This is a genomic window from Citrobacter cronae, from assembly GCF_016893685.1.
Lineage (GTDB): Bacteria > Pseudomonadota > Gammaproteobacteria > Enterobacterales > Enterobacteriaceae > Citrobacter > Citrobacter werkmanii.
The window spans coordinates 4,921,823-4,946,719 of record NZ_CP069763.1; the positions used below are offsets into that span (position 1 = coordinate 4,921,823).

General features: G+C 54.7%; 16 protein-coding genes. 2 read left to right on the top strand and 14 right to left on the bottom strand.

Annotation, left to right across the window (positions count from 1 at the left end):
• Positions 1-411: 411 nt before the first annotated feature.
• Together guaA and guaB are read right to left on the bottom strand one after the other, a co-directional pair.
• Positions 412-1,989, bottom strand: a complete 1,578-nt coding sequence (guaA, locus tag JSN25_RS21320; RefSeq protein ID WP_038642595.1) for a glutamine-hydrolyzing GMP synthase — start codon at positions 1,987-1,989, stop codon at positions 412-414.
• Positions 1,990-2,058: 69 nt separating this feature from the next.
• A complete protein-coding gene (gene guaB, locus JSN25_RS21325; protein WP_038642597.1) occupies positions 2,059-3,525 on the bottom strand; it encodes an IMP dehydrogenase in 1,467 nt (488 codons plus the stop codon).
• Between the two features lie 160 nt (positions 3,526-3,685).
• Here guaB and xseA point away from each other — a divergent pair, with 160 nt between their 5' ends.
• The gene (gene xseA / locus JSN25_RS21330; protein ID WP_085049327.1) at positions 3,686-5,059 is read left to right on the top strand and encodes an exodeoxyribonuclease VII large subunit; all 1,374 of its coding nucleotides are present in this window, start codon (positions 3,686-3,688) and stop codon (positions 5,057-5,059) included.
• Here xseA and JSN25_RS21335 read toward each other — a convergent pair.
• From JSN25_RS21335 to JSN25_RS21390, 12 genes are all read right to left on the bottom strand, one after another.
• Positions 5,056-5,271: a zinc ribbon domain-containing protein gene (locus JSN25_RS21335; RefSeq protein ID WP_074458516.1), complete on the bottom strand. Its 216-nt coding sequence runs from the start codon at positions 5,269-5,271 to the stop codon at positions 5,056-5,058. The two genes, xseA and JSN25_RS21335, sit on opposite strands and share 4 nt — an antisense overlap.
• Positions 5,272-5,410: 139 nt before the next feature.
• Entirely contained in the window at positions 5,411-6,952 is a 1,542-nt protein-coding gene (locus JSN25_RS21340) for a peptide MFS transporter (RefSeq protein ID WP_069324461.1), read from the bottom strand.
• A gap of 299 nt (positions 6,953-7,251) precedes the next feature.
• Positions 7,252-8,724, bottom strand: coding sequence for a ribosome biogenesis GTPase Der (der, locus tag JSN25_RS21345; protein WP_038642605.1), 1,473 nt, complete (start codon positions 8,722-8,724; stop codon positions 7,252-7,254).
• 117 nt (positions 8,725-8,841) lie between these two features.
• Positions 8,842-10,020, bottom strand: a complete 1,179-nt coding sequence (bamB, locus tag JSN25_RS21350; protein ID WP_204525332.1) for an outer membrane protein assembly factor BamB — start codon at positions 10,018-10,020, stop codon at positions 8,842-8,844.
• Positions 10,021-10,030: 10 nt separating this feature from the next.
• Complete coding sequence (locus tag JSN25_RS21355) at positions 10,031-10,651, bottom strand: YfgM family protein (RefSeq protein ID WP_038642608.1); 621 nt, start codon at positions 10,649-10,651, stop codon at positions 10,031-10,033.
• 13 nt (positions 10,652-10,664) lie between these two features.
• Positions 10,665-11,939, bottom strand: a complete 1,275-nt coding sequence (gene hisS / locus JSN25_RS21360) for a histidine--tRNA ligase (RefSeq protein ID WP_069324459.1) — start codon at positions 11,937-11,939, stop codon at positions 10,665-10,667.
• A gap of 110 nt (positions 11,940-12,049) precedes the next feature.
• Entirely contained in the window at positions 12,050-13,168 is a 1,119-nt protein-coding gene (gene ispG / locus JSN25_RS21365; RefSeq protein ID WP_016154000.1) for a flavodoxin-dependent (E)-4-hydroxy-3-methylbut-2-enyl-diphosphate synthase, read from the bottom strand.
• A 26-nt stretch (positions 13,169-13,194) separates the two neighbouring features.
• Entirely contained in the window at positions 13,195-14,193 is a 999-nt protein-coding gene (rodZ, locus tag JSN25_RS21370; RefSeq protein WP_204525333.1) for a cytoskeleton protein RodZ, read from the bottom strand.
• A gap of 285 nt (positions 14,194-14,478) precedes the next feature.
• Entirely contained in the window at positions 14,479-15,645 is a 1,167-nt protein-coding gene (rlmN, locus tag JSN25_RS21375; RefSeq protein ID WP_003037713.1) for a dual-specificity RNA methyltransferase RlmN, read from the bottom strand.
• Positions 15,646-15,895: 250 nt separating this feature from the next.
• Positions 15,896-16,327, bottom strand: coding sequence for a nucleoside-diphosphate kinase (ndk, locus tag JSN25_RS21380; RefSeq protein WP_003037710.1), 432 nt, complete (start codon positions 16,325-16,327; stop codon positions 15,896-15,898).
• Positions 16,328-16,476: 149 nt separating this feature from the next.
• Positions 16,477-18,789, bottom strand: a complete 2,313-nt coding sequence (pbpC, locus tag JSN25_RS21385) for a peptidoglycan glycosyltransferase PbpC (protein ID WP_204525334.1) — start codon at positions 18,787-18,789, stop codon at positions 16,477-16,479.
• Positions 18,790-23,724, bottom strand: coding sequence for an alpha-2-macroglobulin family protein (locus tag JSN25_RS21390; RefSeq protein ID WP_204525335.1), 4,935 nt, complete (start codon positions 23,722-23,724; stop codon positions 18,790-18,792).
• A gap of 206 nt (positions 23,725-23,930) precedes the next feature.
• Between JSN25_RS21390 and sseA the strand changes: the two genes are divergently transcribed.
• Positions 23,931-24,782 (top strand): 3-mercaptopyruvate sulfurtransferase, encoded by an 852-nt coding sequence (gene sseA, locus JSN25_RS21395; RefSeq protein ID WP_204525336.1) that lies wholly within the window; start codon positions 23,931-23,933, stop codon positions 24,780-24,782.
• The last annotated feature ends 115 nt before the right edge of the window (positions 24,783-24,897 follow it).

Consider the following 24,897-nt stretch of genomic DNA (forward strand, 5'->3'; position numbering starts at 1 on the left):
CCGTCCAGAATTGGCTATACAATACGAGATGTCGCGGCTGGAAGCAGCGGCATCTCATCAACCAAGCGGGTGAAGGCGTGCTGGCTGTGATTTCCACAAATTATTGATATTTGGCAATCTCATTCTAATGACGATCAACTTGAAATATACGCTGTAAATTCCGCAAAGAATATATCCAGTTTTAGTAATAAGCAGGACATGGAGTCCCCGAAGTAATCAATATGGATATTCATTATTATTAAATGACTTTCTTTATGACTCGACCTGGTTCGACGATTACGTCAAATTTACCGTCAGGAACTGTGCGCCGCATAGAAAATTCATGAATGTACACAAATAAAAACCCCCTGTAAAAACAGAGGGTTGATTGCAATTTTACCTGTTCATGAAAACTCAGGAAAGGTTATCGGCTTATTCCCACTCAATCGTGGCTGGCGGCTTACCGCTGATGTCATACACCACGCGAGAAATGCCGTTCACTTCGTTGATGATGCGGTTAGAGACGCGGCCTAAGAAGTCATACGGCAGGTGCGCCCAGTGTGCGGTCATAAAGTCGATAGTTTCGACCGCGCGCAGAGAGACAACCCAGTCATATTTACGGCCATCGCCCATCACGCCAACGGAACGTACCGGCAGGAACACGGTAAACGCCTGGCTGACTTTGTTGTACAGGTCAGCTTTGTGCAGCTCTTCAATGAAGATAGCGTCCGCACGACGCAGCAGGTCGCAGTACTCTTTCTTCACTTCACCCAGCACACGAACGCCGAGACCCGGGCCCGGGAACGGGTGACGGTAGAGCATGTCGTACGGCAGGCCCAATTCCAGACCGATTTTGCGCACTTCGTCTTTGAACAGCTCACGCAGCGGCTCAACCAGCCCCATCTTCATCTCTTTCGGCAGGCCGCCCACGTTGTGGTGAGATTTGATGACGTGTGCTTTACCGGTCGCGGAAGCGGCAGATTCGATTACGTCAGGATAGATAGTCCCCTGCGCCAGCCACTTCACATCTTCCAGCTTCAGCGCTTCTTCGTCGAATACTTCAACGAACACACGGCCGATGATCTTACGTTTGGCTTCCGGATCGTTCTCGCCTTTCAGCGCTTCCAGGAAGCGCGATTCGCCTTCCACGTGAACAATGTTCAGACCAAAGTGGTCGCCGAACATGTCCATCACCTGCTGGGCTTCGTTCAGACGCAGCAGACCGTTGTCCACGAACACGCAGGTCAGGTTTTTACCGATTGCGCGGTGCAGCAGCATGGCGGTGACGGAAGAATCCACGCCGCCGGAAAGACCGAGGATCACTTTGTCGTCGCCAACCTGCTCGCGAATACGGACAACGGCATCGTCGATGATTTTCGCCGGAGTCCACAGCGCTTCACACTGGCAGATATCGCGTACGAAGCGCTCCAGCATGCGCATACCCTGACGGGTGTGGGTTACTTCCGGGTGGAACTGCACGCCGTAGAAGCGTTTTTCTTCGTGCGCCATAATGGCGAACGGGCAGGTCTCGGTGCTGGCAACGGTGACGAAACCTTCCGGGATCGCGGTTACTTTGTCGCCGTGACTCATCCATACGTCGAGCAGCGGTTTGCCGTCGGCGGTCAGAGAATCTTCGATACCGCGAATCAGCGCGCTGTCGGTCTGTACCTCAACCTGGGCGTAGCCGAATTCACGCTCGTTAGAACCTTCAACGTGGCCGCCCAGCTGCATTGCCATGGTCTGCATACCGTAGCAGACGCCGAAGACCGGCACACCGGCGTTGAAGACATATTCAGGCGCACGCGGGCTGTTTGCTTCGGTGGTGCTTTCCGGGCCACCGGAGAGGATGATGCCGCTCGGGTTGAACTCACGGATTTGTGCTTCAGTAACATCCCATGCCCACAGTTCACAGTAGACGCCCAGTTCACGTACGCGACGTGCAACCAGTTGGGTGTACTGCGATCCGAAATCGAGGATGAGAATGCGATGTTTATGAATATTGTCTGTCATTTGACGATAATTCCGAGGCAAGTGAAACAATAACAAAACGCCCGGTTTAAAACCGGGCGCGGAAACTTATCAGGAGCCCAAGCGGTAGTTCGGGGACTCTTTGGTAATGGTCACGTCATGAACGTGGCTTTCCTGGATACCCGCACCGCTGATACGCACGAATTCAGCCTTCGTACGCAGCAGGTCGATGGTACCACAACCGGTCAGACCCATACAGGAGCGCAGGCCGCCCATCTGCTGGTGAATGATCTCTTTCAGGCGGCCTTTATACGCTACGCGGCCTTCGATACCTTCCGGCACCAGTTTGTCAGCGGCGTTGTCGCTCTGGAAGTAACGGTCGGAGGAACCTTTGGACATCGCGCCCAGGGAGCCCATACCGCGGTAGGATTTGTAAGAACGGCCCTGATACAGTTCGATTTCGCCCGGAGACTCTTCGGTACCCGCCAGCATAGAGCCAACCATGACGGCAGCGGCGCCAGCGGCAATCGCTTTAGCGATGTCGCCGGAGAAACGGATACCGCCGTCGGCGATAACTGGAATACCGGTACCTTCCAGCGCTTCAACCGCGTCAGAAACGGCAGTGATCTGCGGAACGCCCACGCCAGTGACGATACGGGTAGTACAGATGGAGCCAGGGCCGATACCGACTTTCACCGCGCTGCAACCAGCTTCGGCGAGTGCGCGAGCGCCAGCGCCAGTGGCGACGTTACCGCCGATGATTTGCAGGTCAGGATATTTAGCACGGGTTTCACGGATACGTTGCAGCACGCCTTCAGAGTGACCGTGAGAGGAGTCGATCAACAGTACGTCAACGCCGGCAGCAACCAGCGCGTCAACACGTTCTTCGTTACCTGCACCTGCGCCTACAGCCGCGCCGACACGCAGACGACCATGCTCGTCTTTACATGAGTTCGGTTTACGTTCTGCTTTCTGGAAATCTTTAACGGTGATCATGCCGAGCAGGTGGAAGCTGTCATCAACAACCAGCGCTTTCTCAACGCGCTTCTCGTGCATTTTGGCCAGCACGACATCACGCGCTTCACCTTCACGAACGGTCACCAGGCGCTCTTTCGGCGTCATGTATACGCTAACCGGCTGGTTCAGGTCAGTCACAAAGCGCACGTCACGACCGGTGATGATGCCAACCAGCTCGTTGTCTTCAGTCACTACCGGGTAACCCGCAAAACCGTTACGTTCAGTCAGTTCTTTTACTTCACGCAGGGTGGTGGTTGGCAGCACCGTCTGCGGGTCGGTTACCACGCCAGATTCGTGTTTTTTCACGCGGCGGACTTCCTCAGCCTGGCGCTCGATAGACATGTTCTTGTGGATAAAACCGATGCCGCCTTCCTGTGCCAGGGCAATAGCCAGGCGCGCTTCCGTCACGGTATCCATTGCTGCGGAGAGCATAGGAATGTTCAGGCGAATCGTTTTGGTCAGCTGAGTGCTAAGGTCAGCCGTGTTCGGCAGAACGGTAGAATGAGCGGGAACGAGGAGGACGTCGTCAAACGTCAGGGCTTCTTTTGCGATACGTAGCATGGGCAATATCTCACCTGGGAGGTTATTAAATATTGCCGCGGCATTATACAGAGCGTAACCGATTGCATCCACACTTTTTTGCAAAAAAACCTTGCGCTCCTCTGTGAGCATGTTACTTTCGACTGAATAACCTGCTGATTTAGAATTTGATCCCGCTCACATGTTATCCTCTCAGACCGCCTCAATTTTTACCGTAAGCCGCCTGAATCAGACGGTTCGTCTGCTGCTTGAGCAGGAGATGGGACAAGTGTGGATCAGCGGCGAAATATCGAATTTCACCCAGCCCTCTTCCGGCCACTGGTACTTCACCTTAAAAGACGATAACGCCCAGGTGCGCTGCGCGATGTTCCGCAACAGCAACCGCCGGGTGACGTTCCGTCCGCAGCACGGTCAGCAGGTACTGGTACGCGCCAACATCACGCTGTACGAACCGCGCGGCGATTACCAGATAATTGTTGAGAGCATGCAGCCCGCGGGCGAAGGGCTATTACAGCAGAAGTATGAACAGCTGAAAGCCAAACTGCAGGCGGAAGGGTTGTTCGATCAGCAATATAAGCAGCCGCTGCCCTCCCCGGCCCACTGTGTCGGGGTGATTACCTCGAAAACCGGCGCGGCGCTGCACGATATTCTCCACGTTCTTAAACGCCGCGATCCGTCGCTGCCGGTAGTTATCTACCCTACCGCGGTACAGGGCGACGACGCGCCGGGGCAAATCGTTCGCGCCATTGAACTGGCAAACGCGCGCGGCGAGTGCGACGTGTTAATCGTCGGGCGCGGCGGCGGCTCGCTGGAAGATTTATGGAGTTTTAACGACGAACGCGTGGCGCGCGCAATATTTGCCAGCCGCATTCCAGTGGTTAGCGCTGTCGGCCACGAAACCGACGTCACTATCGCCGATTTTGTCGGCGACCTGCGCGCGCCGACGCCGTCGGCGGCGGCGGAAATCGTCAGCCGTAACCAGCAAGAGCTGCTGCGTCAGGTGCAGTCTGCCCAGCAGCGTCTGGGCATGGCGATGGATTACTACCTCGCCAACCGCACCCGTCGTTTCACGCAGCTTTTCCACCGCCTCCAGCAGCAGCACCCGCAGTTGCGTCTGGCGCGCCAGCAAACTTCTCTGGAACGGCTGCGTCAGCGCATGAGCAGCGCGCTGGAAAACCAAATAAAGCAGGCGAATCAGCGCCAGCAACGTATGCTGCAGCGACTGAATCAACAAAATCCACAGCCCCGCATTTATCGCGCACAAGCCCGTATTCAGCAGTTGGAATATCGTCTGATGGAGAATGTACGCACACGTATAAGCGAACAGCGAGAGCGTTTCGGCAACGCGGTTACCCATCTCGAAGCGGTCAGTCCGCTGGCGACGCTGGCGCGCGGCTACAGCGTTTCTACCACCACGGGCGGCGGCGTACTGAAACAGATCAAACAGGTCAGCGCAGGCGATGTCATCACCACCCGACTAGCAGATGGCTGGGTGGAAAGCGAAGTGAGGGGCGTAACGGCGGCGAAAAAAACGCGGAAGAAAAAGCCGGTTTAAACCGGCACATACTCCACGCGTTTTTTCGAAATCAGCCCATGGCCATGCTGACAGAAATAATCCACCGCGCCACAAGCCTTGAGTACTTCGAGTGGTTGATGGCACTCTGGGCAACGTGCTTCCAGTTGAAAATCTTTTTGACAACTCTCACAGCGCGCCGCACCGTTTTGTGGCTCCAGTTCAGCGTGGCAATCCGGACAAATGATAGACATTGCAACTCCAGTACAGGGATCGATTCTTGCGTTGAGTTTAACACGCTGCGCTGAATGTCGCCCAGGTCCAACAAAACGTCATACCTCATCAATTGAATGACCGGGGCATAGTTTCTGCCCCGGCATAATCGAGGTGTTATCAGGCGCTGGTTGCCGGTTTAGTTTGCGTATTTTCCAGCATGCGACGAATGGGAACAATAAGGACAATCAGGACCGCCGCGCAGATCAGCAGCGCAATCGAGCAGCGAGCGAAGAGATCCGGCAGCATATCCAGTTGGTCAGCCTTCACATGACCGCCAATCAGACCTGCGGCCAGGTTACCCAGCGCACTGGCACAGAACCACAGGCCCATCATTTGCCCACGCATTCTTTCCGGCGCCAGCAGCGTCATGGTCGCCAGACCGATCGGGCTCAGACACAACTCGCCAAGCGTCAGCATCAGGATACTGCCTACCAGCCAGAATGGAGAAACGCCGGCCCCGCCGTTGCTGAGAACGTTTTGCGCCGCCAGCATCATCAGGCCAAAGCCTGCCGCCGCACACAAAATACCGATAACGAACTTAGTGATGCTGCTCGGGCGAATGTTCATACTCGCCAGCTTCGGCCACGCCCAACTAAATACCGGCGCCAGCAGGATGATAAACAGGGCGTTTATCGACTGGAACCAGACCGCCGGAATTTCAAAATCACCGATCATACGGTTAGTATAGTCGTTGGCGAACAGGTTGAACGAGGTGGGTTTTTGCTCAAACGCCGACCAGAAGAATGCGGCGGAAACCAGCAGGATAAAGCAAACCAGCAGTCTGGCGCGCTCTTTGCGATTCAGGCCGGCAAAGATGAACAGGTAGATAAAGTAGAGCGCAACAGAGGCGGCAATCACGTACACCAGTATGCTGGCAACCGCGACCGGATTAATCACAATCACGCCCTGCGCAATCAGCGTAACGATAATCGCCACACCGACAGCCAGCGCGAGTAGCCATGCGCCCACACCGTTACGCTTCACTACCGGGCTGTTCCAGGTCGAGTCCAGTCCCACTTCGCTGTCGTAGCGTTTCATCGACGGAACGGCAAACACACGGAAGATGATTAACGCCACCAGCATGCCGATACCACCGATACCAAAGCCCCAATGCCAGCCATGGGTTTTAATCAACCAACCGGAGATCAAGGGGGCGATGAATGACCCCATATTGATGCCCATGTAAAACAGCGAGAAACCGCCGTCACGACGCGCATCGCCTTTTTTATACAATGTGCCAACCATGACCGAAATACAGGTCTTAAACAGACCGGAACCGAGCACGATAAACATCAGGCCGATAAAGAACAGGTTATTACCCATAATGGCCGAAAGCGCAATCGACAGATGACCAAGCGCAATCAGGATGGAACCGTACCATACGGCTTTCTGTTGGCCGAGCCAGTTATCCGCCAGCCAACCACCAGGCAGCGCAGCGAGATACATCGTACCGGCAAAAATACCCACAATCGCCGAGGCGTTTTCACGCGCCAGCCCCATGCCGCCGTCATAGACTGTAGCCGCCATAAACAGGATCAGTAATGGGCGAATGCCATAAAACGAGAAACGCTCCCACATCTCTGTGAAGAACAGCGAGCCGAGCGGATAAGGATGGCCGAAGAAAGTTCGGCTTTCTTTTTGATTAACAGAGGATTGCATAATTCTCCCGAAAGTTATGTCGTCGTGCGTGTATACACCGCATGTACGCCAGCCAGTTACGTATCTGACCGATTTTTTACATGCGGCGAAAAGTTATTTAACCATTTGATAACCTAAGACTAGTTTTGTCTAGTACCAACCCCCGGACTTTAAGATGAAAACTCGACAAATGTCTACTTTCTTAGATTTAAACTTGGTAAAAAACGAATAGTGATTGACATCGCACGGTCAGAAGCTGGCGATGGAATACCGAAAAAAAACCCGCGACAAGCGCGGGTTTTTATCAACATCAGCAACGATTATTTGCTTTTTTTAATGTGCTTAATCAAACGTTTACGTTTACGCATCTGGGTCGGCGTCAGTGTATTACGTTTATTCGCAAACGGGTTTTCCCCTTCTTTGAACTGAATGCGGATCGGAGTCCCCATCACGTCCAGAGTTTTGCGGAAGTAGTTCATCAGATAGCGCTTATATGAATCCGGCAGATCTTTCACCTGATTGCCATGAATCACCACGATCGGCGGGTTATAACCACCGGCATGGGCATATTTCAGCTTCACGCGACGACCACGTACCAGCGGCGGCTGATGATCTTCTACCGCCATGGTCATGATACGCGTCAGCATCGCGGTACTAACGCGACGAGTGGAGCTGTCGTACGCTTCGCGGACCGATTCAAACAGATTACCGACACCGCTACCGTGCAGCGCAGAGATAAAGTGTACGCGCGCAAAATCAATAAAGCCCAGACGGAAGTCCAGCGTTTCCTTGACCTGCTCTTTCACTTCCTGCGTCAGGCCGTCCCATTTGTTGACGACAATAACAAGTGAGCGCCCACTATTGAGGATAAAGCCCAGCAGCGAGAGGTCCTGATCGGAAATACCTTCCCGCGCATCAATCACCAGCATGACCACGTTGGCATCTTCAATCGCCTGCAGCGTTTTGATGACTGAGAATTTTTCTACCGCTTCGGTAATTTTCCCGCGCTTACGCACGCCAGCGGTGTCGATCAGCACATATTCACGTTCGTCGCGTTGCATCGGAATATAAATGCTGTCACGCGTGGTCCCTGGCATGTCGTAAACCACCACGCGGTCTTCGCCGAGAATACGGTTAGTCAGTGTGGACTTACCTACGTTCGGACGCCCGACAATCGCCAGCTTGATCGGCAGATCCTGCGGGTTGAAGTCGTCTTCAGGCTCTTCTTCACCGTTTTCTTTGGCTTCCAGTTGCGCCCAATATTCCGCATCTTCATCGACTTCTTCCTGCGGCGCAACGTCATCCATCCACGGCAGCAGAACATGCTCCAGCAGGCTGAGAACGCCGCGACCATGGGAGGCAGCAATCGGATAAATTTCACCCAGACCCAGCGAGTAGAAATCAACAACCGCCTGATCGGGATCCAGTCCGTCCGTTTTGTTGGCCACCAGGAACGTCGGTTTCTGGCGTGAACGCAGATGTTTAGCAATGGCTTCATCCGCTGGCATCAGGCCAGCACGCGCATCCACCATAAACAGTACAACGTCCGCTTCTTCGATAGCCAACAGAGACTGTTCAGCCATGCGGGTTTCAACACCGTCTTCCGTACCATCAATACCGCCGGTATCAATACAGATAAACTCGCGGCCTTCAATTTCCGCACGACCGTACTTACGGTCACGAGTCAGACCCGGGAAATCCGCAACCAGCGCATCTCGGGTGCGAGTTAGACGGTTAAATAACGTGGATTTGCCAACGTTAGGGCGCCCGACAAGCGCGACCACAGGTACCATGTTTAAAGCCTCATTTAAAAAATCATCAGACAACGCGCACATTTTTGCGCCGTTGTTAAAAACAGTAAAACGGCCCCTGCACCAGGAGCCGTTTTTCAAAGCGAGCGGCCAGGACGATTAACGCGTAATGGAGTACAACGTACCGTCTTTCGCCTGGATCAGCAGTTTACCATCCGCAGAGACTGGCTCGGTCAGGAAACCGGAGCTGTCGACTTTCTGCTGGGCAACAAAGCGACCATCTTCAACGTTAATCCAGTGCAGGTAGCCTTCGCTATCGCCCACAACCAAATTGCCGTTATACAATGCCGGAGACGTCAGCAGACGGTGCAACAGATCGCTTTGCGTCCACAGCGTCACACCGCCGTCGGTGGTCAGCGCCAGTATGCGGTCGTTCTGATCGACCAGGTAGATACGGTTTCCATCGACGATGAAATCATTTACCGAGCCCAGTTCACGTTTCCACATAATCTGGCCACTGCGCAGATCGAGCGCGGTCAGGTTACCATTATAAGCCAGCGCGTAAACAACGCCATTGACGATAACCGGCGTGGTATCAACGTCACTCAGACGATCGATTTCCGTTGGGCCTGTCGCCTGAGAAATACGTTGCTGCCAAATCATCTGGCCCTGCTGCATCAGCACGGCGCTTACGCGACCGTTATCACCACCAACAATTGCTGCGCCAAAGGCCGTCGCAGGGGCAGATTCGCCACGCAGAGACAGGGATGGCATGTCGAGGTTAACGGTCCACTTGATGGTGCCGTCAGCTTCGTTCAACGCCTGCAACTGGCCATTGCTGGTGTGGATCAGCACCACGCCATCGCTCACAACAGGGCGAGACAGCGCTTCACCGGCAACTTTCGTCTGCCATGCGGTGGTACCGTCGCTGGTATTCAACGCATACACCTGCGCTTTTTCACTGCCAATGTAAACATGACCACCGGACACGGTTACGCCGCCAGAAAGCTGTGCAGATGCACGGGAGAACCAACCGTCTTTCTCACCCAGATTAACAGACCACACTTCTTTGCCGTCGTCTGCGTTCAGCGCTTTCACGACACCTGCGCGATCGGCTGCATAGACAACGTTATCCGCCAGCGCAGGATGAAGATTGGAATAGAAATCACCAATACCGTTGCCCACGGAAGTGCTCCAGTCAGTAGACGGAGTAAACTGGTTTTCAACCACCGGCAATGGGGACATCTTAACGACATCTTCTTCGCCACTAAACAGTGAACAGCCGCTCAATAGGGTAACGGAAAGCAGCCCTGGCAGAAGTAATTTACGCAATTGCATCGGGTCCCTCTCAGATGGACAAATTATTGATTTTCATCTGCATCATTTCGCTCAGAGCAGGAGAGGCATCGCTTTTCACACCCGCTTCCCATGCGCTACGCGCACCTTGTTTGTCGCCCTTGCTCAGCAACGCTTCACCGCGCAGATCGGCAACAATGGCCGTCCACCCTTCACCTTTAATGGTGTCGAGTGTTTTCAGCGCGGTATCAGCCTGTTTAAGCTGCACCTGAACACGAGCCAGACGCAGGTTAATCACCGCTTTGAGATTCTCATCGCTGGTTGCAGCCAGGCCTTGTTGCAGCTGGCTTGCAGCTTTCTCAAGTTCATTTTGGTCAACAAACTGCTGCGCAAGTTCCAGTGAAGCTAACGCGCCGTAGGTATTTTTATTCTCTGCTGCAAATTTCTCTGCCGCAGGAATGCTATCCGCTTTACCCGCGCTAACCGCGGTCACCGTATTTTGGTATGCCAGAGAAGCAGAGCGTGCGGACTCCGTCTGATGGCTGGTCCAGTAACGCCAGCCAACCAGTGCGCCAACCCCTAAAATTATCCCAACCGCCAGCGCTTTGCCGTTTTCGGCAAAGAAGCGTTTTACCGCATCAACCTGGTCGTGTTCGTTCTCGTAAATTTCCACGCTGTCCTTCTCCTTAGCCCAGTAGAGTGCGCAAATGCGCGGCAACGCCATCCTGCGCTACTGCCGTTTGCTCACCAGAGCGCAAATCCTTCACTACAACAGTACCGTCAGCCACTTCGGACTCACCCAGTACCAGTGCAACGCGGGCGCCCCACTTATCGGCACGGGCAAACTGTTTCTTAAAGTTGCCGCCGCCGTGGTTGGTCATCAGTTTCACACCAGGAACTTCATCACGCAGACGTTCCGCAAGCCGCATTGCCGCCGACTGCGTGTCTGTGCCTGAAGCAACCAGGTATATATCGACAACAGGGGAGGCAATAAATTCCGGATTCACTGCCTGAACTAATAAAACAAGGCGTTCCAGGCCCATGGCGAAGCCCACAGCTGGCGTTGCACGACCGCCCAGTTGCTCTACCAGACCGTCGTAACGACCACCGGCACACACGGTGCCCTGCGAGCCCAGACTGCTGGTAACCCACTCAAATACGGTGCGGTTGTAGTAATCAAGACCACGAACCAGACGCTGATTAACGGTGTAGGCAATCCCTGCGGATTCCAGTAGTTTGCACAGACCCGCGAAATGCTCGCGAGAGTCGTCATCGAGATAATCACCCAGCGCAGGTGCGTCGTTGAGCAGCGCCTGCACTTCTGGGTTTTTAGAGTCAAGCACGCGCAGCGGGTTGGTGTACATGCGACGCTTGCAGTCTTCGTCCAGTTTCTCTTTATGCTGTTCCAGATAGGCGACCAGCGCATCACGGTAGTTAGCGCGGGCTTCAAGCGAACCAATTGAGTTCAGCTCCAGGCTAACATGTTGAGAAATACCCAGCGCGCGCCACCAGCGAGCGGTCAGCATAATCAGTTCAGCATCAATGTCCGGGCCCTGCAGGCCAAACACTTCGACACCCAACTGATGGAACTGACGATAGCGTCCTTTCTGCGGACGTTCGTGGCGGAACATCGGCCCGATATACCACAGACGCTGTTCCTGATTGTACAGGAGACCATGTTCAATGCCGGCGCGTACGCAGCCCGCAGTCCCTTCAGGACGCAGAGTCAGGCTGTCGCCATTTCTGTCCTCAAAGGTATACATCTCTTTTTCAACCACGTCGGTAACTTCACCGATCGCGCGTTTGAATAACGGGGTCTGCTCTACAATCGGCAAGCGGATTTCACTGTAACCGTAGCTACCGAGCACGTTTTTGAGTGTGCCTTCAATGCGCTGCCAGATGGCGGTTTCGCCAGGCAGATAATCGTTCATGCCGCGAATGGCTTGAATGTTTTTTGCCACGTTTATTCTCTTTATGAATATAAAAATGAACCCTCAGCGCTAACCCGAACAATGCGGGCGCCATGCGGGTTCAATCATACACGGGAAGCACGCCGCTTCCCATCACGTTGTTATTTTTCAAGCTGCTGCACGTCGATACGGCGCGCTTCGTCCAGGATACTCGCTTTAGCGCGAATACGGGCTTCAAGCTGTGTGATCATATCGTCGTTGTCGAGTCGGTCCTTACGCACACCGTCTTCGTACAGGCCGCTTTTCTTGTTACCGCCCGTCACGCCCAGCGTAGAAACCAGCGCTTCGCCAGGACCATTTACCACACAGCCGATGATCGAAACATCCATTGGCGTAATGATATCTTCCAGGCGTTGCTCCAACGCGTTAACCGTACCGATAACGTCGAATTCCTGACGTGAGCAGGTTGGACAAGCGATGAAATTGATCCCGCGCGCGCGAATGCGCAGCGATTTCAAAATATCGAAGCCCACTTTGATCTCTTCCACCGGATCGGCAGCCAGAGAAACACGCAGCGTATCGCCGATCCCTTCTGATAGCAGCAATCCTAAACCGATCGCGGATTTCACCGCCCCGCTACGTGCGCCACCGGCTTCGGTGATCCCCAGATGCAGCGGTTGATCGATCTGTTTCGCCAGCAGGCGATAGGATTCTACGGCGAGGAAAACGTCAGAGGCTTTAACGCTGACTTTGAATTGATCGAAGTTCAAACGATCGAGGTGATCCACATGACGCATAGCGGATTCCAGCAGCGCCTGCGGCGTCGGTTCACCGTATTTTTCCTGCAGATCTTTTTCCAGCGATCCGGCGTTTACGCCGATGCGGATAGGAATATTTTTATCACGAGCGCAGTCTACTACCATACGGATGCGCTCTTCATTACCGATATTGCCTGGGTTGATACGCAGACAGTCAACGCCGTATTCCGCCACTTTCAGCGCGATACGGTAGTCGAAGTGAATATCGGCAACCAGCGGGACATTAACCTGCTGTTTGATAAGCTTGAACGCTTCTGCAGCATCCATTGTCGGTACAGAGACACGAACAATATCTGCGCCTACGCGTTCCAGCGCTTTGATCTGATTAACCGTCGCTTCCACGTCAGTGGTGCGCGTATTGGTCATAGACTGTACGGCGATGGGCGCGCCATCGCCGATCGGCACGTTCCCAACGTAAATGCGTGTCGATTTTCTACGTTGAATTGGAGCCTGGTTATGCATTAAAAAATCTCCCGCATTGCCGTCTGTTACTGAGCCGGTGATTGTTCGGCATTAACGGTCAGACGTGCAACCTGGTTAGTTCTGATAAAACGACTCAGATCGACAGGTTTACCCTGGAACTGAATCTGCACTGCCGCCGGAGCGCCAATTTTCAGTTTGTACGGCGCCTGACCGGTCAAATTCAGATTACCGTCTTTACGCTGCATACCGCTGAACAATTTTTTACCGGTCGCATCGGTTACTTCCAACCAGCAATCGGCGGTAAAGTTCATTACCAGTGCGTTAGGATCGGCTGCTGGGGTACTTACACCCGCCTGGTCAGTCGGCAGCGGGGCCGCATTTGTTGGCGCTGTTGGCGCTGCGGTTGCGGTATCGACATTGGCCTGAGACGGCGCTACAACAGCATTCTGTTGCGCATCCGCGGCTGGCGCCGGGGTTGCCGGAGCATCCGTCGATGGCGCGGCGTCCGCCACTGCGCCATCATCTGCAGTCGGCGTCGTCTCCTGACCTGCTGCGGCGCTGGTATCTAACGGTACATTCTGCGCAGTGTCTTTACCGGCATTCAGCTCAGCAGAAGATTGATCGGCCATGGTGCTGATCTCTTCCTGCTGCGCTTTATGGTTCTGCCACCACCAGGCGCCTGTCAGTCCGACAACGACAAACAGCACCAGCCAGGTGAAGGTCATTAACCAGCCATCGCGCTTTTTACGACGCTTACCGAGCGAGAAGCTCTGCATCGGCGCGACTTTAGCAGGGCGAACTGGAGCCTGTTTTTCCAGCCCTGGCAACAGTTCTTCTTCAGGAATATGCACCAGACGCGCATAAGAACGGATGTACCCACGCAGGAATGTTGAAGCGAGATCGGCTGGTGCCTTATCTTCTTCAATATCGCGTACCGTGGAGACCTTCAGGCACAGTCGTTCCGCGACTGCCTGTTGGCTGAATCCGAGTTGTTCACGGGCATTGCGCAGACGAACGCCGGTGGAGAGTGCTTCATTTTTGTCGTGCGTGGCTTCAGTATTCATTCGCTACAGCTGCGTAAATTTGGGTTCTGGCGCCGGCGAGTCACAATGCTCACCCACACCGCGAAACATCTGGTCAGTTAACCTTCGTCAGACAGTATAAAACGGTCAGACTACCAATGACAAAAAAGCGTAAACCTGAGGGCTAAACTCTTGTTGCGCCGTTACATACTGCCTTAAAGTCGACAAAAACGCACCGTTATTATTGACCTGACGACAACAACCAAAGAACCTCACCTGGCTTACATTGCACTACGGTACAAGAATTATACCGTAGTGCGCTCGACATCAAACGGTTTTGATATCGATAGCATCACCCTGCATACGCTTGCGCAGAGTACGCTTGGTACGGTCGATAACGTCGCCTGCCAATTGGCCGCAGGCTGCATCGATGTCATCGCCACGTGTTTTACGCACGATGGTGGTGAAACCATAGCTCATCAACACTTTGGAGAAACGATCGATACGGCTGTTAGAGCTACGACCATACGGTGCGCCAGGGAACGGGTTCCACGGGATCAGGTTGATCTTACACGGCGTATCTTTCAGCAGTTCAGCCAGTTGATGCGCGTGTTCGGTACCGTCATTAATGTGATCCAACATGACATACTCAATGGTCACACGACCCTGGTTGGCGTTGGATTTTTCCAGATAACGACGCACTGCCCCGAGGAACGTTTCGATATTGTACTTTTTGTTGATAGGCACAATTTCGTCACGAATTTCATCGTTCGGCGCATGCAGAGAGATCGCCAGCGCAACGTCAATCATATCGCCCAGCTTATCCAACGCAGGTACAACCCCTGAGGTGGAAAGCGTAACGCGACGCTTGGACAGCCCGAAACCGAAGTCATCCAGCATGATTTCCATCGCCGGCACCACGTTAGTCAGGTTGAGCAACGGCTCGCCCATCCCCATCATCACCACGTTGGTGATAGGACGAACACCCGTTGCTTTTACCGCGCCGACGATTTTCGCCGCACGCCAAACCTGACCAATGATTTCCGACACTCGCAGGTTACGGTTAAATCCCTGTTGCGCCGTAGAGCAGAATTTACACTCTAATGCACAACCAACCTGTGAAGAAACACACAGGGTCGCGCGATCGTCTTCCGGAATATAAACGGTTTCAACGCGCTGATCGCCAACCGCGATAGCCCATTTGATCGTGCCGTCAGAGGAACGCTGCTCTTCCACCACTTCCGGGGCGCGAATTTCAGCGACTTCTTTCAGCTTGTTACGCAGCACCTTATTGATGTCAGTCATGTCATCAAAGTTGTCGCTGCAATAGTGGTACATCCACTTCATGACCTGATCGGCACGAAACGGCTTTTCGCCCATTTCTTTGAAGAATTCGCGCATTTGCTGACGGTTCAGATCCAGCAGGTTAATTTTTCCATTTTTATTTGGAACCGCAGGAATGACGACTTCAGAGGTGTTAACTAATTCAGACATAATTTTTTCCGGCCTCGTTGTTACACGTTGTGGCCCGTGGAGGGTTAAAAAGAAACGCCCCGGCAAGCGGTCTGCTCTTCCGGGGCGTTGCATTGTACAAAGTCTGGCGCAGGGATGCCACGTTTGCACGAAGCATTAGCGAAAATAATATGTAAAGAAAGAACGTAGGCCTGATAAGACGCCTCGCGTCGCCATCAGGCAAAGCAGAGCCGGATGCGCAAACGCTTATCCGGCCTACAGGACGAGCTTATTAGCGCGTACGCGGGCAAACCTCGCCCTCACCGAAGAAATAGGCGATTTCGCGAGCGGCAGATTCAACGGAATCAGAACCGTGAGTCCCGTTTTCGGTGAAGCTGTCAGCGTAGTCGGCACGCAGGGTACCGGCCAGCGCGTTCGCCGGGTTGGTAGCGCCCAGCAGATCGCGATGACGCTGTACGGCGTTTTCGCTTTCCAGAACGGAAACAACGATCGGACCAGAGGTCATGAATTCAACCAGACCGTCAAAGAACGGTTTGCCGTCGTGCTCAGCATAAAAGCCACGCGCCTGCTCAACGGTCAGGTGCAGCATTTTAGTCCCTACAATCTTGAACCCTGCAGCTTCAAAGCGCGCAAAGATGCTCCCAATAACGTTTTTTGCCACCGCGTTTGGTTTAATGATGGAAAAAGTACGTTCAATAGCCATTGATAACCTCTGTAATATGTTCTGTTGTTGTCTATATAGATGTACGACCTGGCGCGGATTATAAAGAGCATCCCGGCAATTGACTATTGATGAAGGTAACATTTCTTTAAAATAAGATGAGTTTTAGCAACAAATACTCACCAACTGGTCTACTGCACCGAAAATCTCACCGTAGCCACCTGTCCGGCGTCATCCATCACCAGCAGTTGGTAATCCCCTTTGACCGTCAGACGTAGCGTCAGGTGACGCCCGCGCTCGTCCAGACGTTGTCCGTTAAGAAACCACCAGCGATCGCCTGTTCCACCGCTGGTTTGCACCGGCAATGAAGCCTCTGGAGAACCAGGTAAACGCTTCACAATCGCGCCATCGCGTAGACCTGTCAACTGCAACGGTAACCCGGGATCCTGCCCCAACGGCGGACATGTGGCAGAAACAGGCGGTAATCTTGCCCCACGGCGCTCTGATTCCGGCAGCCATGGTTCAAGCGGCAAGGGCCAGACGATAAGCGTCTGTTCGCGCGCCTGCGGGCAATCCGCCGCCACGCGTTTGCCCTCTCCGTCCAGCCAGACAGGGAAACGAATGCCGTTAACGCCTTCCTGCTCGGGTAATAACAGTGTTGGCGGCTGACTGCCATCCAGTAGCCAGGTTGCCAGCCGGCGGCGACAGTTACTGTCTCCAGCCGCAAGAGATTGCCCACCCGGCCAACATACCACGCCGCGGCTAACGGATTCAGGACGGGGGTCTTCCGGCTGATTCGTCCCGCGAGAGAGCAGCAGATTGTTGACCTGATTGAGCAGCGGTACGGCGCTGGCAAAGCCAAACTGCCCCACCACCGGCGTACCGTCGGGCCTGCCGGTCCAGATGCCAATCACATAACGGGCGTTAATCCCAATCGCCCACGCATCGCGATAGCCATAGCTGGTGCCCGTTTTCCACGCCAGAGGAACCACTCTGCTCAGTGCGTTATCCGGTAGCGGTTGTGCTTCGTCAGCCATAATCCGGCGAATAATCCACGCCGCGCCTGCCGACATCAGCGGACGCTCCAGTAGCGGGTCTGCCGGCTGCAGGCGCAATTTACCCGCCTTCCCGTGGCGGGCAAAGGCGCTATACGCCGCCACCATATCATCAAGCCTTGCCCCCGCCCCGCCTAAAATCAGCGACAGATTCGGCGCAGCCCCTGCGGGCAGATATAACGGTAAACCGACGTTACGTAACGATGCGGCAAAACGCTTCGGGCCATAGGCTTCCAGAACCTGGACCGCAGGTAGATTCAGCGAACGAACCAGCGCCTCGCTCATGCTTACCGGTCCGTGAAAACCACTGTCAAAATTCCCCGGTCGATAATCACCGGTTCGCCGTGGTACATCCTGCAACAACGAAGCGGGATGAATTAATCCATCATCCAGCGCCAGACCATAGATAAACGGCTTCAGCACCGATCCCGGCGAGCGGATCGCATTCACCATATCAACATGACCAAAGCGGGAGTCATCATTCATATCCACCGACCCCACCCAGCCACGCACGCTCATATCGGTGTGATCGACCACAATCATCGCCAGCGAACTGCGCGCCGGCAATCGCCCTTTCCAGTTTTGCGCCAGCTCTTCGAGTTGCCGCTGCAACCCGGCGTCAAGGGTAGTCACGATTTTATCGCTGCGGCTTTTTCCCAGCATCATGCGCGAAAATAACGGCGCTAACTGCGGCATCTGCCTGGGGGCCAGCCAGACCGGCTCTTCGCGTGACTCCTGCACCTGTTTTGCGGACCAAATGCCCTGAATTGCCATACGTTCGAGCACTTTATTACGCGCCGCTTCAGCGCGCTCCGGCCAACGGTCCGGACGCAGACGGCTCGGCGCCTGTGGCAGCACAGCCAGCAATGCTGCATCGGAGTAGCTCAGTTGTGCAGGCGATTTGCCAAGATAGGCCCAGCTCGCTGCGGCCACGCCTTGCAGTGTGCCGCCAAACGGCGCACGGTTAAGATACAGCGTCAGAATGTCGCGCTTGGACAGATGCCATTCCAGTTGCAACGCGCGCCAGAGCTGGCGAAACTTGCCGCCAAAGGTGCGCGGGTGGGGATCGAGTAAACGCGCCACCTGCATGGTGAGCGTACTGCCGCCCGAGACGACACGCCCTGAGGAGAGGTCCTGCCATGCGGCGCGCAGCACTGAAAACGGATTGACCCCGGGGTGTTTCCAGAACCAGCGGTCTTCGTAATTGATTAAGGCCTGAAGGTAGCGGGGGGATACCTCATCAATCGTCACCGGATAACGCCAGATACCGTCCGTGTCGGCGAAGCGCCAGAGAGGCGTACCATCGTGCGCCACCACGACACGCGCGGGATCCACCTCATGAAGCGGCAGCGGCCAGATTTTGTCTGCCGCCCAAATCGCCATCACAAACACTAGCGCAACGGCTGCCAGCCAGAGCCCGCAGCCGCGTTTACCCAACCCGCGCATCATTTATGGTCTGACAATCAAAAGCCCCTCTGCCGCACCGGTTGCCCGCCACTGCGGAACATACATTGATTCCACCTGCGGGACGGGAACCTGATACGTTCCCGGTGTTACTGCTCTCGCCAGATAGACCAGCGTAACCGGCTGTCCTTCATTGACCGCCACCGCAGCGACAAAGCGATCGTCACGGAACTCAATATGCTGGATATCCGCCTGCTGCATCTGATTGAGCAGGTTCGCCACTTCGTTACCGCTATCCTGCAGACTGGCGCTGCCGTTAGCCAGATTTTGGTTTTCCAGCTCCAGTCCGGCAGGCAGTAAGTCGACGACCAGCGCATCCGGCACGTTCTGGCTGGCTTTAACGTCCAGCCAGACCAGCACCAGTTCGCCGCTGCGCAGAGAATCCAGTGATTTGCTGCTCCCGTCGAGTCCCAGGATCTGACGTTCAATATGCAGGACGTTGCTGGCAGGCGTCGGTGCGGTTTGCGGATAACCACTGACATCCAGACGCAGCCACAGCGGCAGATTACCGGTATTCGTGACGCTCAGCGTGGACAGCTCGTCGGCATCCAGATTCCGGGTTTGCGATTTATCACCTGCTAACGGCTGTTCAGAGAGTGATGTTTGCGCCTGCCACGTGCCAGGTAAATCCTGTAACGTACGCGCGGCAAGGAACAACGCATTATTTTCCTGAGTAGAGAGCCAGCGCTGACCAAAGGCCTGTTCTGACAATGTGTTCAGCAACGTATTCTGCTCTTCAGGTTTGAGCTTGTTCTCTTCCAGCAAGGCCAGCATCAGCGCGTTGTCGCGTAGCTGACTGCCGTAATCCGCCATCCACTGCTGTGCATCGCGACGCGGTGTATTCAGCGCCAACGTAAGCGCCTGTTCACTGCGATTAGCATCGCCCATGTTTTTCAGCGCGATCCCCAGTTGCAACAGCGGCAAACCAGAAGCCGCCTGAGCGCGGCGCTCCCAGATTTCACGCAGTGCGCCAAGCGGGGCTTTTTGCTGACGAGCCAACACCAGCGCGGCGTAGGCCTGTACAGCAAACCGGCTTGCAGACGAGTCATCGGTATAACGAATCGACATCATCCCCGGATCCTGCAAATAACGCAGCAGCCGCTCGTTCCCCCGGTTAATCACCTCAACCGGGACGCTGTAGCCTTGTTCGTTCGCGCGGACGAGGAAATCCATTACGTACGCGGTCAGCCAGTACTCTTCCGGCCCGTTCTTATCCCACAGCGCAAAACCGCCGTTATCGCGCTGCATTTGCAGTAAACGGGAAATGCCAATCTCTACTGCCGCACGGCGTTTTTCATCACTGTCGCCCGCGATACCTAATGCCTTCAGTTGCGCGGCATTGGTGTATAAAGAGGGGAACAACCCGCTCGCCGTTTGCTCAAGACAACCGTAAGGGTAAGCTTTCAGTTCACGGATGTAGCGCGCCAGATTCAGCGGCGGTTTACCGCTGAACAGCAATTGTCCCTGCATTGTCACAGGAGAGAAATTAGCCAACTCTTCGCCTGGCAGCTGCCAGGTTGCCCCCGGCTGGAGCGCAACGCCATTATTGACAGTTTGCGCGGGAAACGCCGGGCGCACGCCAATCTTCCACTGTTTGTGCTGCACAGGCAGCGTCTCCCCTGGCAGAGACAGACCGCTAATCTGCGCCTGAATTTCCCCCTCGCCAAAGCCTTCCCGCGCGCGCACCGGAATAAAGAGCGTAGTCCGTACGCCTGGCGCCAGATTCACAGGCGCAAGATCTTGCCCTATCAGTTCCAGTAAACCGCTGGCCGCGAGGTTAATATTCAGCGTCTGTGGTTTATCGGTCAGGTTGGTCACGTCCAGCGTCAGGCGCGAAGTATCTCCCCCGGCCAAAAAGCGCGGCATGTTCAGTTCAGCAATCACCGGCGCGGCGACAATCACTTTGCTTTCGCTGCTGCCAAAGTCATCCGCCGTCCAGGCCTGCGCCATGACCCGCAGCTCGCCGTTGAAATCACCAATCGGTAACGTCACCGTACCTTCGCCCTGCTCGTTAAGCGTGACCGGTAACGCCTGTTGCGCCACGATATTGACGTGATTAACCGGAGGCTTACCGCCACGCTTTAACTCATCGCCATCGCCACCAAAGCGCAGCGCCGCCAGACGACCTTGCCCTTCGATGACCTGACCGTAGATATCATAAATATCCGCACCATAGCGTTTTTGCCCGAAAAACGCCTGCCAGGGGTCGGGCGTAACGTAATCAGTGATGTTCAACACCCCGCTATCAACGGCAGAGACCAGTACGTTAACCTGTTTTGGCACGTCGCCATTTTTAACGCTGGCTTTGATCTTGACGGTTAACGGCTGATTTGGGCGTATTTTCGCCGGACTTTCCAGCACCAGTCCCAGACGACGATTTTCATCGCCCAGTGGTAAATGCAGCAACCCAACCGCCCGTTTTGGCGTCGCCGAACGGGATTTGTCGCCAGGACGAACCACCAGCGCACTGAGATACAAATCGTGGCGATTCCAGGTTTTATCGACTGGAATAGTAAGGTCCAGACCATTCGCAGGCACGTCTATTTCTTGCCACCACAACGGTCCTTCGCTGGATTCTACCATCGCATAACCTTTGCCAGCCGCGGGGGCGGCAATATGCAACTTCATGGTATCGCCAGGACGATAGCCGGGTTTATCCAGTTTCAGGGTCACACGATCGGGGCGAACAGAGCCGCTGCCGTCGCTATTATCCTGCCAGCTATAACCCGCCCAGAAGCGCACGCTGCTCACCGCATCATTCGGCGCTTTTACTTCCAGACGATAGGCGCCCCACTCAACCGGGAAGCTCACTTTACCGGTTTCATCGGCCTTAAGATCCAGAGTCTGCTCACCTTCGATCAGATCTTTTTGATCAAACTGCGATTGCCAGCCCTCGCCTTCAGTCCAGTTCCAGTAATAATCACGACGTTCGCGGATCAAACGCACCTGCAAGCCGGACACCGCTTTTTTATTGCCTTGCGCATCGGCATAAACGATATCGAAAGCAGCATTGCTGTCTTCATCGACGATAGGCTGATTCACCGTGGTGTCAGTGCGATAATCATAAACAGCTTTCGCCGCAAACTGCGGTCGAATCCCCGGCAGCGTATCCGTAGGCCAGATGGCTTGTTCAACCCGACGCGTCACCGGGCGGCCACCCGACTCCAGCAGGCTGGCTTGCAACACCACCTGTAACGGGGAATGCGTCTCCTGCCACTGGCTGTTGGCGGTCACTTCACCGCGACCGTGATCGTCCAGCGTGAGCTGAACTTCATCGAGGCTGCGGGAAAGGTTTTCTTCGGCAATATTACCAAACTGAAACCCCGGCAGTGTCTGCACCGCTTCGCGTAACGGGCGCAGGAAAAGCTGGCCTTGCAGAGCGTTGCCGTTGGCGGGCGCGCCGTACAGGTAGTAACCCACCACCGAGAATTTCACTTCATCAGTTGGCGCTACCGGCATTTTGCTGGCGGTGAGATTGAGCGCCATCCGCTCTGGCATAAAATCTTCAACGTGGAAATCCCACATCCGCGACTGGTTGTCGCCAGTATTGGCGCGAATATGCCACATACCGGTCGGCGCGCTGCTATCCAGCGGCCAGCTAAAGCGGTACAGACCGTTCTCCGGCTGGCTGACAACCGAGCGTAAAACCTGTCCGTCGGGCTTGACCACTTCCAGCTTCACCGGCTGGTCGGGCAACGTTTTACCGTCGCTGTCACGTAGTAATCCATTGAGGATCACCGTTTCACCGGGGCGATAGAGATCGCGCGGACCAAACATAAAGAACTGTTTGCTGTATCCCGGTGCGCCGGCAATATCAAACTCAGCCAGATCCAATGCCGGAAGTTTCAGGTCAAGCAGCGTAGTCTGCCCGTCTTTGCGGGCCAGCAATAAGGCAGCTTCTTTATCAGTCTTAAGCTGTACATGCCCCTGCGCGTCACTGGTGGCTTGCGCCAGCGTCTGCCCTTTTTCGTTGAGTAATGTGACTTCAATGCCCTGCTGCGCTGCGCCGTTTTCCAGACTCTGCGTAAAGATATCCAGTTGATTATGGTAACGATGCGCTGACACACCAATATCGCTGAGCGTAAACAGCGTCGCGGCATTACTGTAGTTGTATTTTCCGGCCTGATTCATCACCGCGATGTAAACACCAGCCTGCTGCAACGGTTTGATTTCGCTCAGCGGCAGCAACAGCTTTTCGCGAGTGTTGCGCGCAGGGTTGAGGTCAAAGCGTCCGGTATAGACCAGTTCCGCCATTTTCAGCAGATTATCGGATTCCCAGTTCGACAACGAATTGCGGTATTCCCACTGGCTGACAAACGCGCCGAGCGACTCTGGCTTCACGCGATAAAAATTCACATCCACACTGTTAACGTTGAGCGCCATCACCGGCAGCCCTTCAATCACCTTTCCCGGCAGTAGCGAACCGCGACTGGCGAACCCTACGCTCGGCTGGACGTCACGTGTGGTGATATTTTTTTCATAATCGATACCAAACGTCGCTTTATTCAGCGCCAGTAAATCACGCTCAATGGTAACCACCAGTTCCCGGTTAGGTTCGAGGTGCCGTAAGCGTAGCTCTTTCAGGTTTGGCGCCAGCTCCCAGGCACCATCGACTTTGCCGCTTTTTTTATCGACAACGTGCACTACGCGGGAAAAATCCTGTTCCGGATCGAGGGGAATGGAGAAGGTCAACACGAGCGTTGCCGCGCCGTCGAGCTGGATCTCTGAGGCATCTAACAGCGTCAGCGACTTGCCCTGACTTTGTTGCATCAGCTTCTCTAACTGGGTCTTGTCTTTTGCGGGCGCAGTCTGCGGAGCAGGTGCATCCGGCTTCGCAGCCGTCGTCGATTTTTCGTTATTATTATCACACCCGACAAGTGCCAGCATCAGCATGCAGGCCGCTACGCGTAAATGTTTCATTTTTCATCCCTGGCCGTAGTGGCCCGTTAGCTACGTAGAACAACTATTATGCGTTAGTTTTCAGGCTGTGGAAGCCAGTAAATGAACAACGTTGTCCTAATTTTCGTGATTAATGTGGATTCGCCTGACAAATCAGCCTCTTTTACTTGTCGCTTTGCACTAAACGTCCGACAATTTGCCAAAACCTGGTAAAAATGGAGATGCCTATGACCACCGCCTTCTTTGTCGCTGCCGACTGGCTTGCCGAACACATTGACGACCCGGAAATACAAATCCTTGATGCCCGGATGGCACCTCCAGGTCAGGAAGATCGCGATGTTGGCGAGGAGTATCGCGCAGGTCATATTCCTGGCGCCGTTTTTTTTGATATTGAAGCGCTTTCCGACCATACCTCGCCCTTGCCGCACATGATGCCGCGCCCGGAAGCCTTCGCTGTCGCGATGCGCGAATTGGGTGTTCATCAGGATAAACATCTGGTTGTCTACGATGACGGCAATCTGTTTTCGGCGCCGCGCGCATGGTGGATGCTGCGGACTTTTGGCGTCGAGAATGTCTCCATTCTGGCGGGCGGTCTTGCTGGCTGGCAGCGCGATGAGCTCATGCTGCAGGAAGGAAACGAGGAGTTACCCGAAGGCGAATTTAACGTCGCATTTACGCCTGAAGCCGTGGTGCGCGTCACCGATGTGCTGCTGGCCAGTCATGAAAAAACGGCGCAGATCGTCGATGCCCGCCCGGCTGCGCGTTTTAATGCCGAAGTTGACGAGCCGCGTCCAGGCCTGAAGCGTGGTCATGTACCCGGTGCGCTTAACGTTCCGTGGACAGAGCTGGTTCGTGACGGCGAACTCAAAACTACCGATGAGCTGGATGCTATTTTCTTCAGCCACGGCGTGAGCTTTGACCGCCCCATTATCGCCAGCTGCGGCTCCGGCGTAACGGCTGCCGTGGTGGTACTGGCGCTTGCCACGCTGGATGTTTCGAACGTCGCACTGTATGACGGGGCGTGGAGCGAATGGGGAGCGCGCAACGATTTACCGGTAGAACCATGTGAGGCTAAATAAAATCTGATTTACTCATCTTTTTCGCCCACAAAAAAACCGCCCAAATGAGCGGTTTTTTTGTGCCAGTCCGGTTCGCGGCCTTTCCAGCAGGCGTTGTTGCCATAGCAACGCAAGC

Excerpts from the sequence above, each read along its gene's own strand:
- guaA (WP_038642595.1), bottom strand. The coding sequence starts at position 1,989 with ATGACAGACAATATTCATAAACATCGCATTCTCATCCTCGATTTCGGA.
- guaB (WP_038642597.1), bottom strand. The coding sequence starts at position 3,525 with ATGCTACGTATCGCAAAAGAAGCCCTGACGTTTGACGACGTCCTCCTC.
- xseA (WP_085049327.1), top strand. The coding sequence starts at position 3,686 with ATGTTATCCTCTCAGACCGCCTCAATTTTTACCGTAAGCCGCCTGAAT.
- JSN25_RS21335 (WP_074458516.1), bottom strand. The coding sequence starts at position 5,271 with ATGTCTATCATTTGTCCGGATTGCCACGCTGAACTGGAGCCACAAAAC.
- JSN25_RS21340 (WP_069324461.1), bottom strand. The coding sequence starts at position 6,952 with ATGCAATCCTCTGTTAATCAAAAAGAAAGCCGAACTTTCTTCGGCCAT.
- der (WP_038642605.1), bottom strand. The coding sequence starts at position 8,724 with ATGGTACCTGTGGTCGCGCTTGTCGGGCGCCCTAACGTTGGCAAATCC.
- bamB (WP_204525332.1), bottom strand. The coding sequence starts at position 10,020 with ATGCAATTGCGTAAATTACTTCTGCCAGGGCTGCTTTCCGTTACCCTA.
- ispG (WP_016154000.1), bottom strand. The coding sequence starts at position 13,168 with ATGCATAACCAGGCTCCAATTCAACGTAGAAAATCGACACGCATTTAC.
- rodZ (WP_204525333.1), bottom strand. The coding sequence starts at position 14,193 with ATGAATACTGAAGCCACGCACGACAAAAATGAAGCACTCTCCACCGGC.
- rlmN (WP_003037713.1), bottom strand. The coding sequence starts at position 15,645 with ATGTCTGAATTAGTTAACACCTCTGAAGTCGTCATTCCTGCGGTTCCA.
- ndk (WP_003037710.1), bottom strand. The coding sequence starts at position 16,327 with ATGGCTATTGAACGTACTTTTTCCATCATTAAACCAAACGCGGTGGCA.
- pbpC (WP_204525334.1), bottom strand. The coding sequence starts at position 18,789 with ATGATGCGCGGGTTGGGTAAACGCGGCTGCGGGCTCTGGCTGGCAGCC.
- JSN25_RS21390 (WP_204525335.1), bottom strand. The coding sequence starts at position 23,724 with ATGAAACATTTACGCGTAGCGGCCTGCATGCTGATGCTGGCACTTGTC.
- sseA (WP_204525336.1), top strand. The coding sequence starts at position 23,931 with ATGACCACCGCCTTCTTTGTCGCTGCCGACTGGCTTGCCGAACACATT.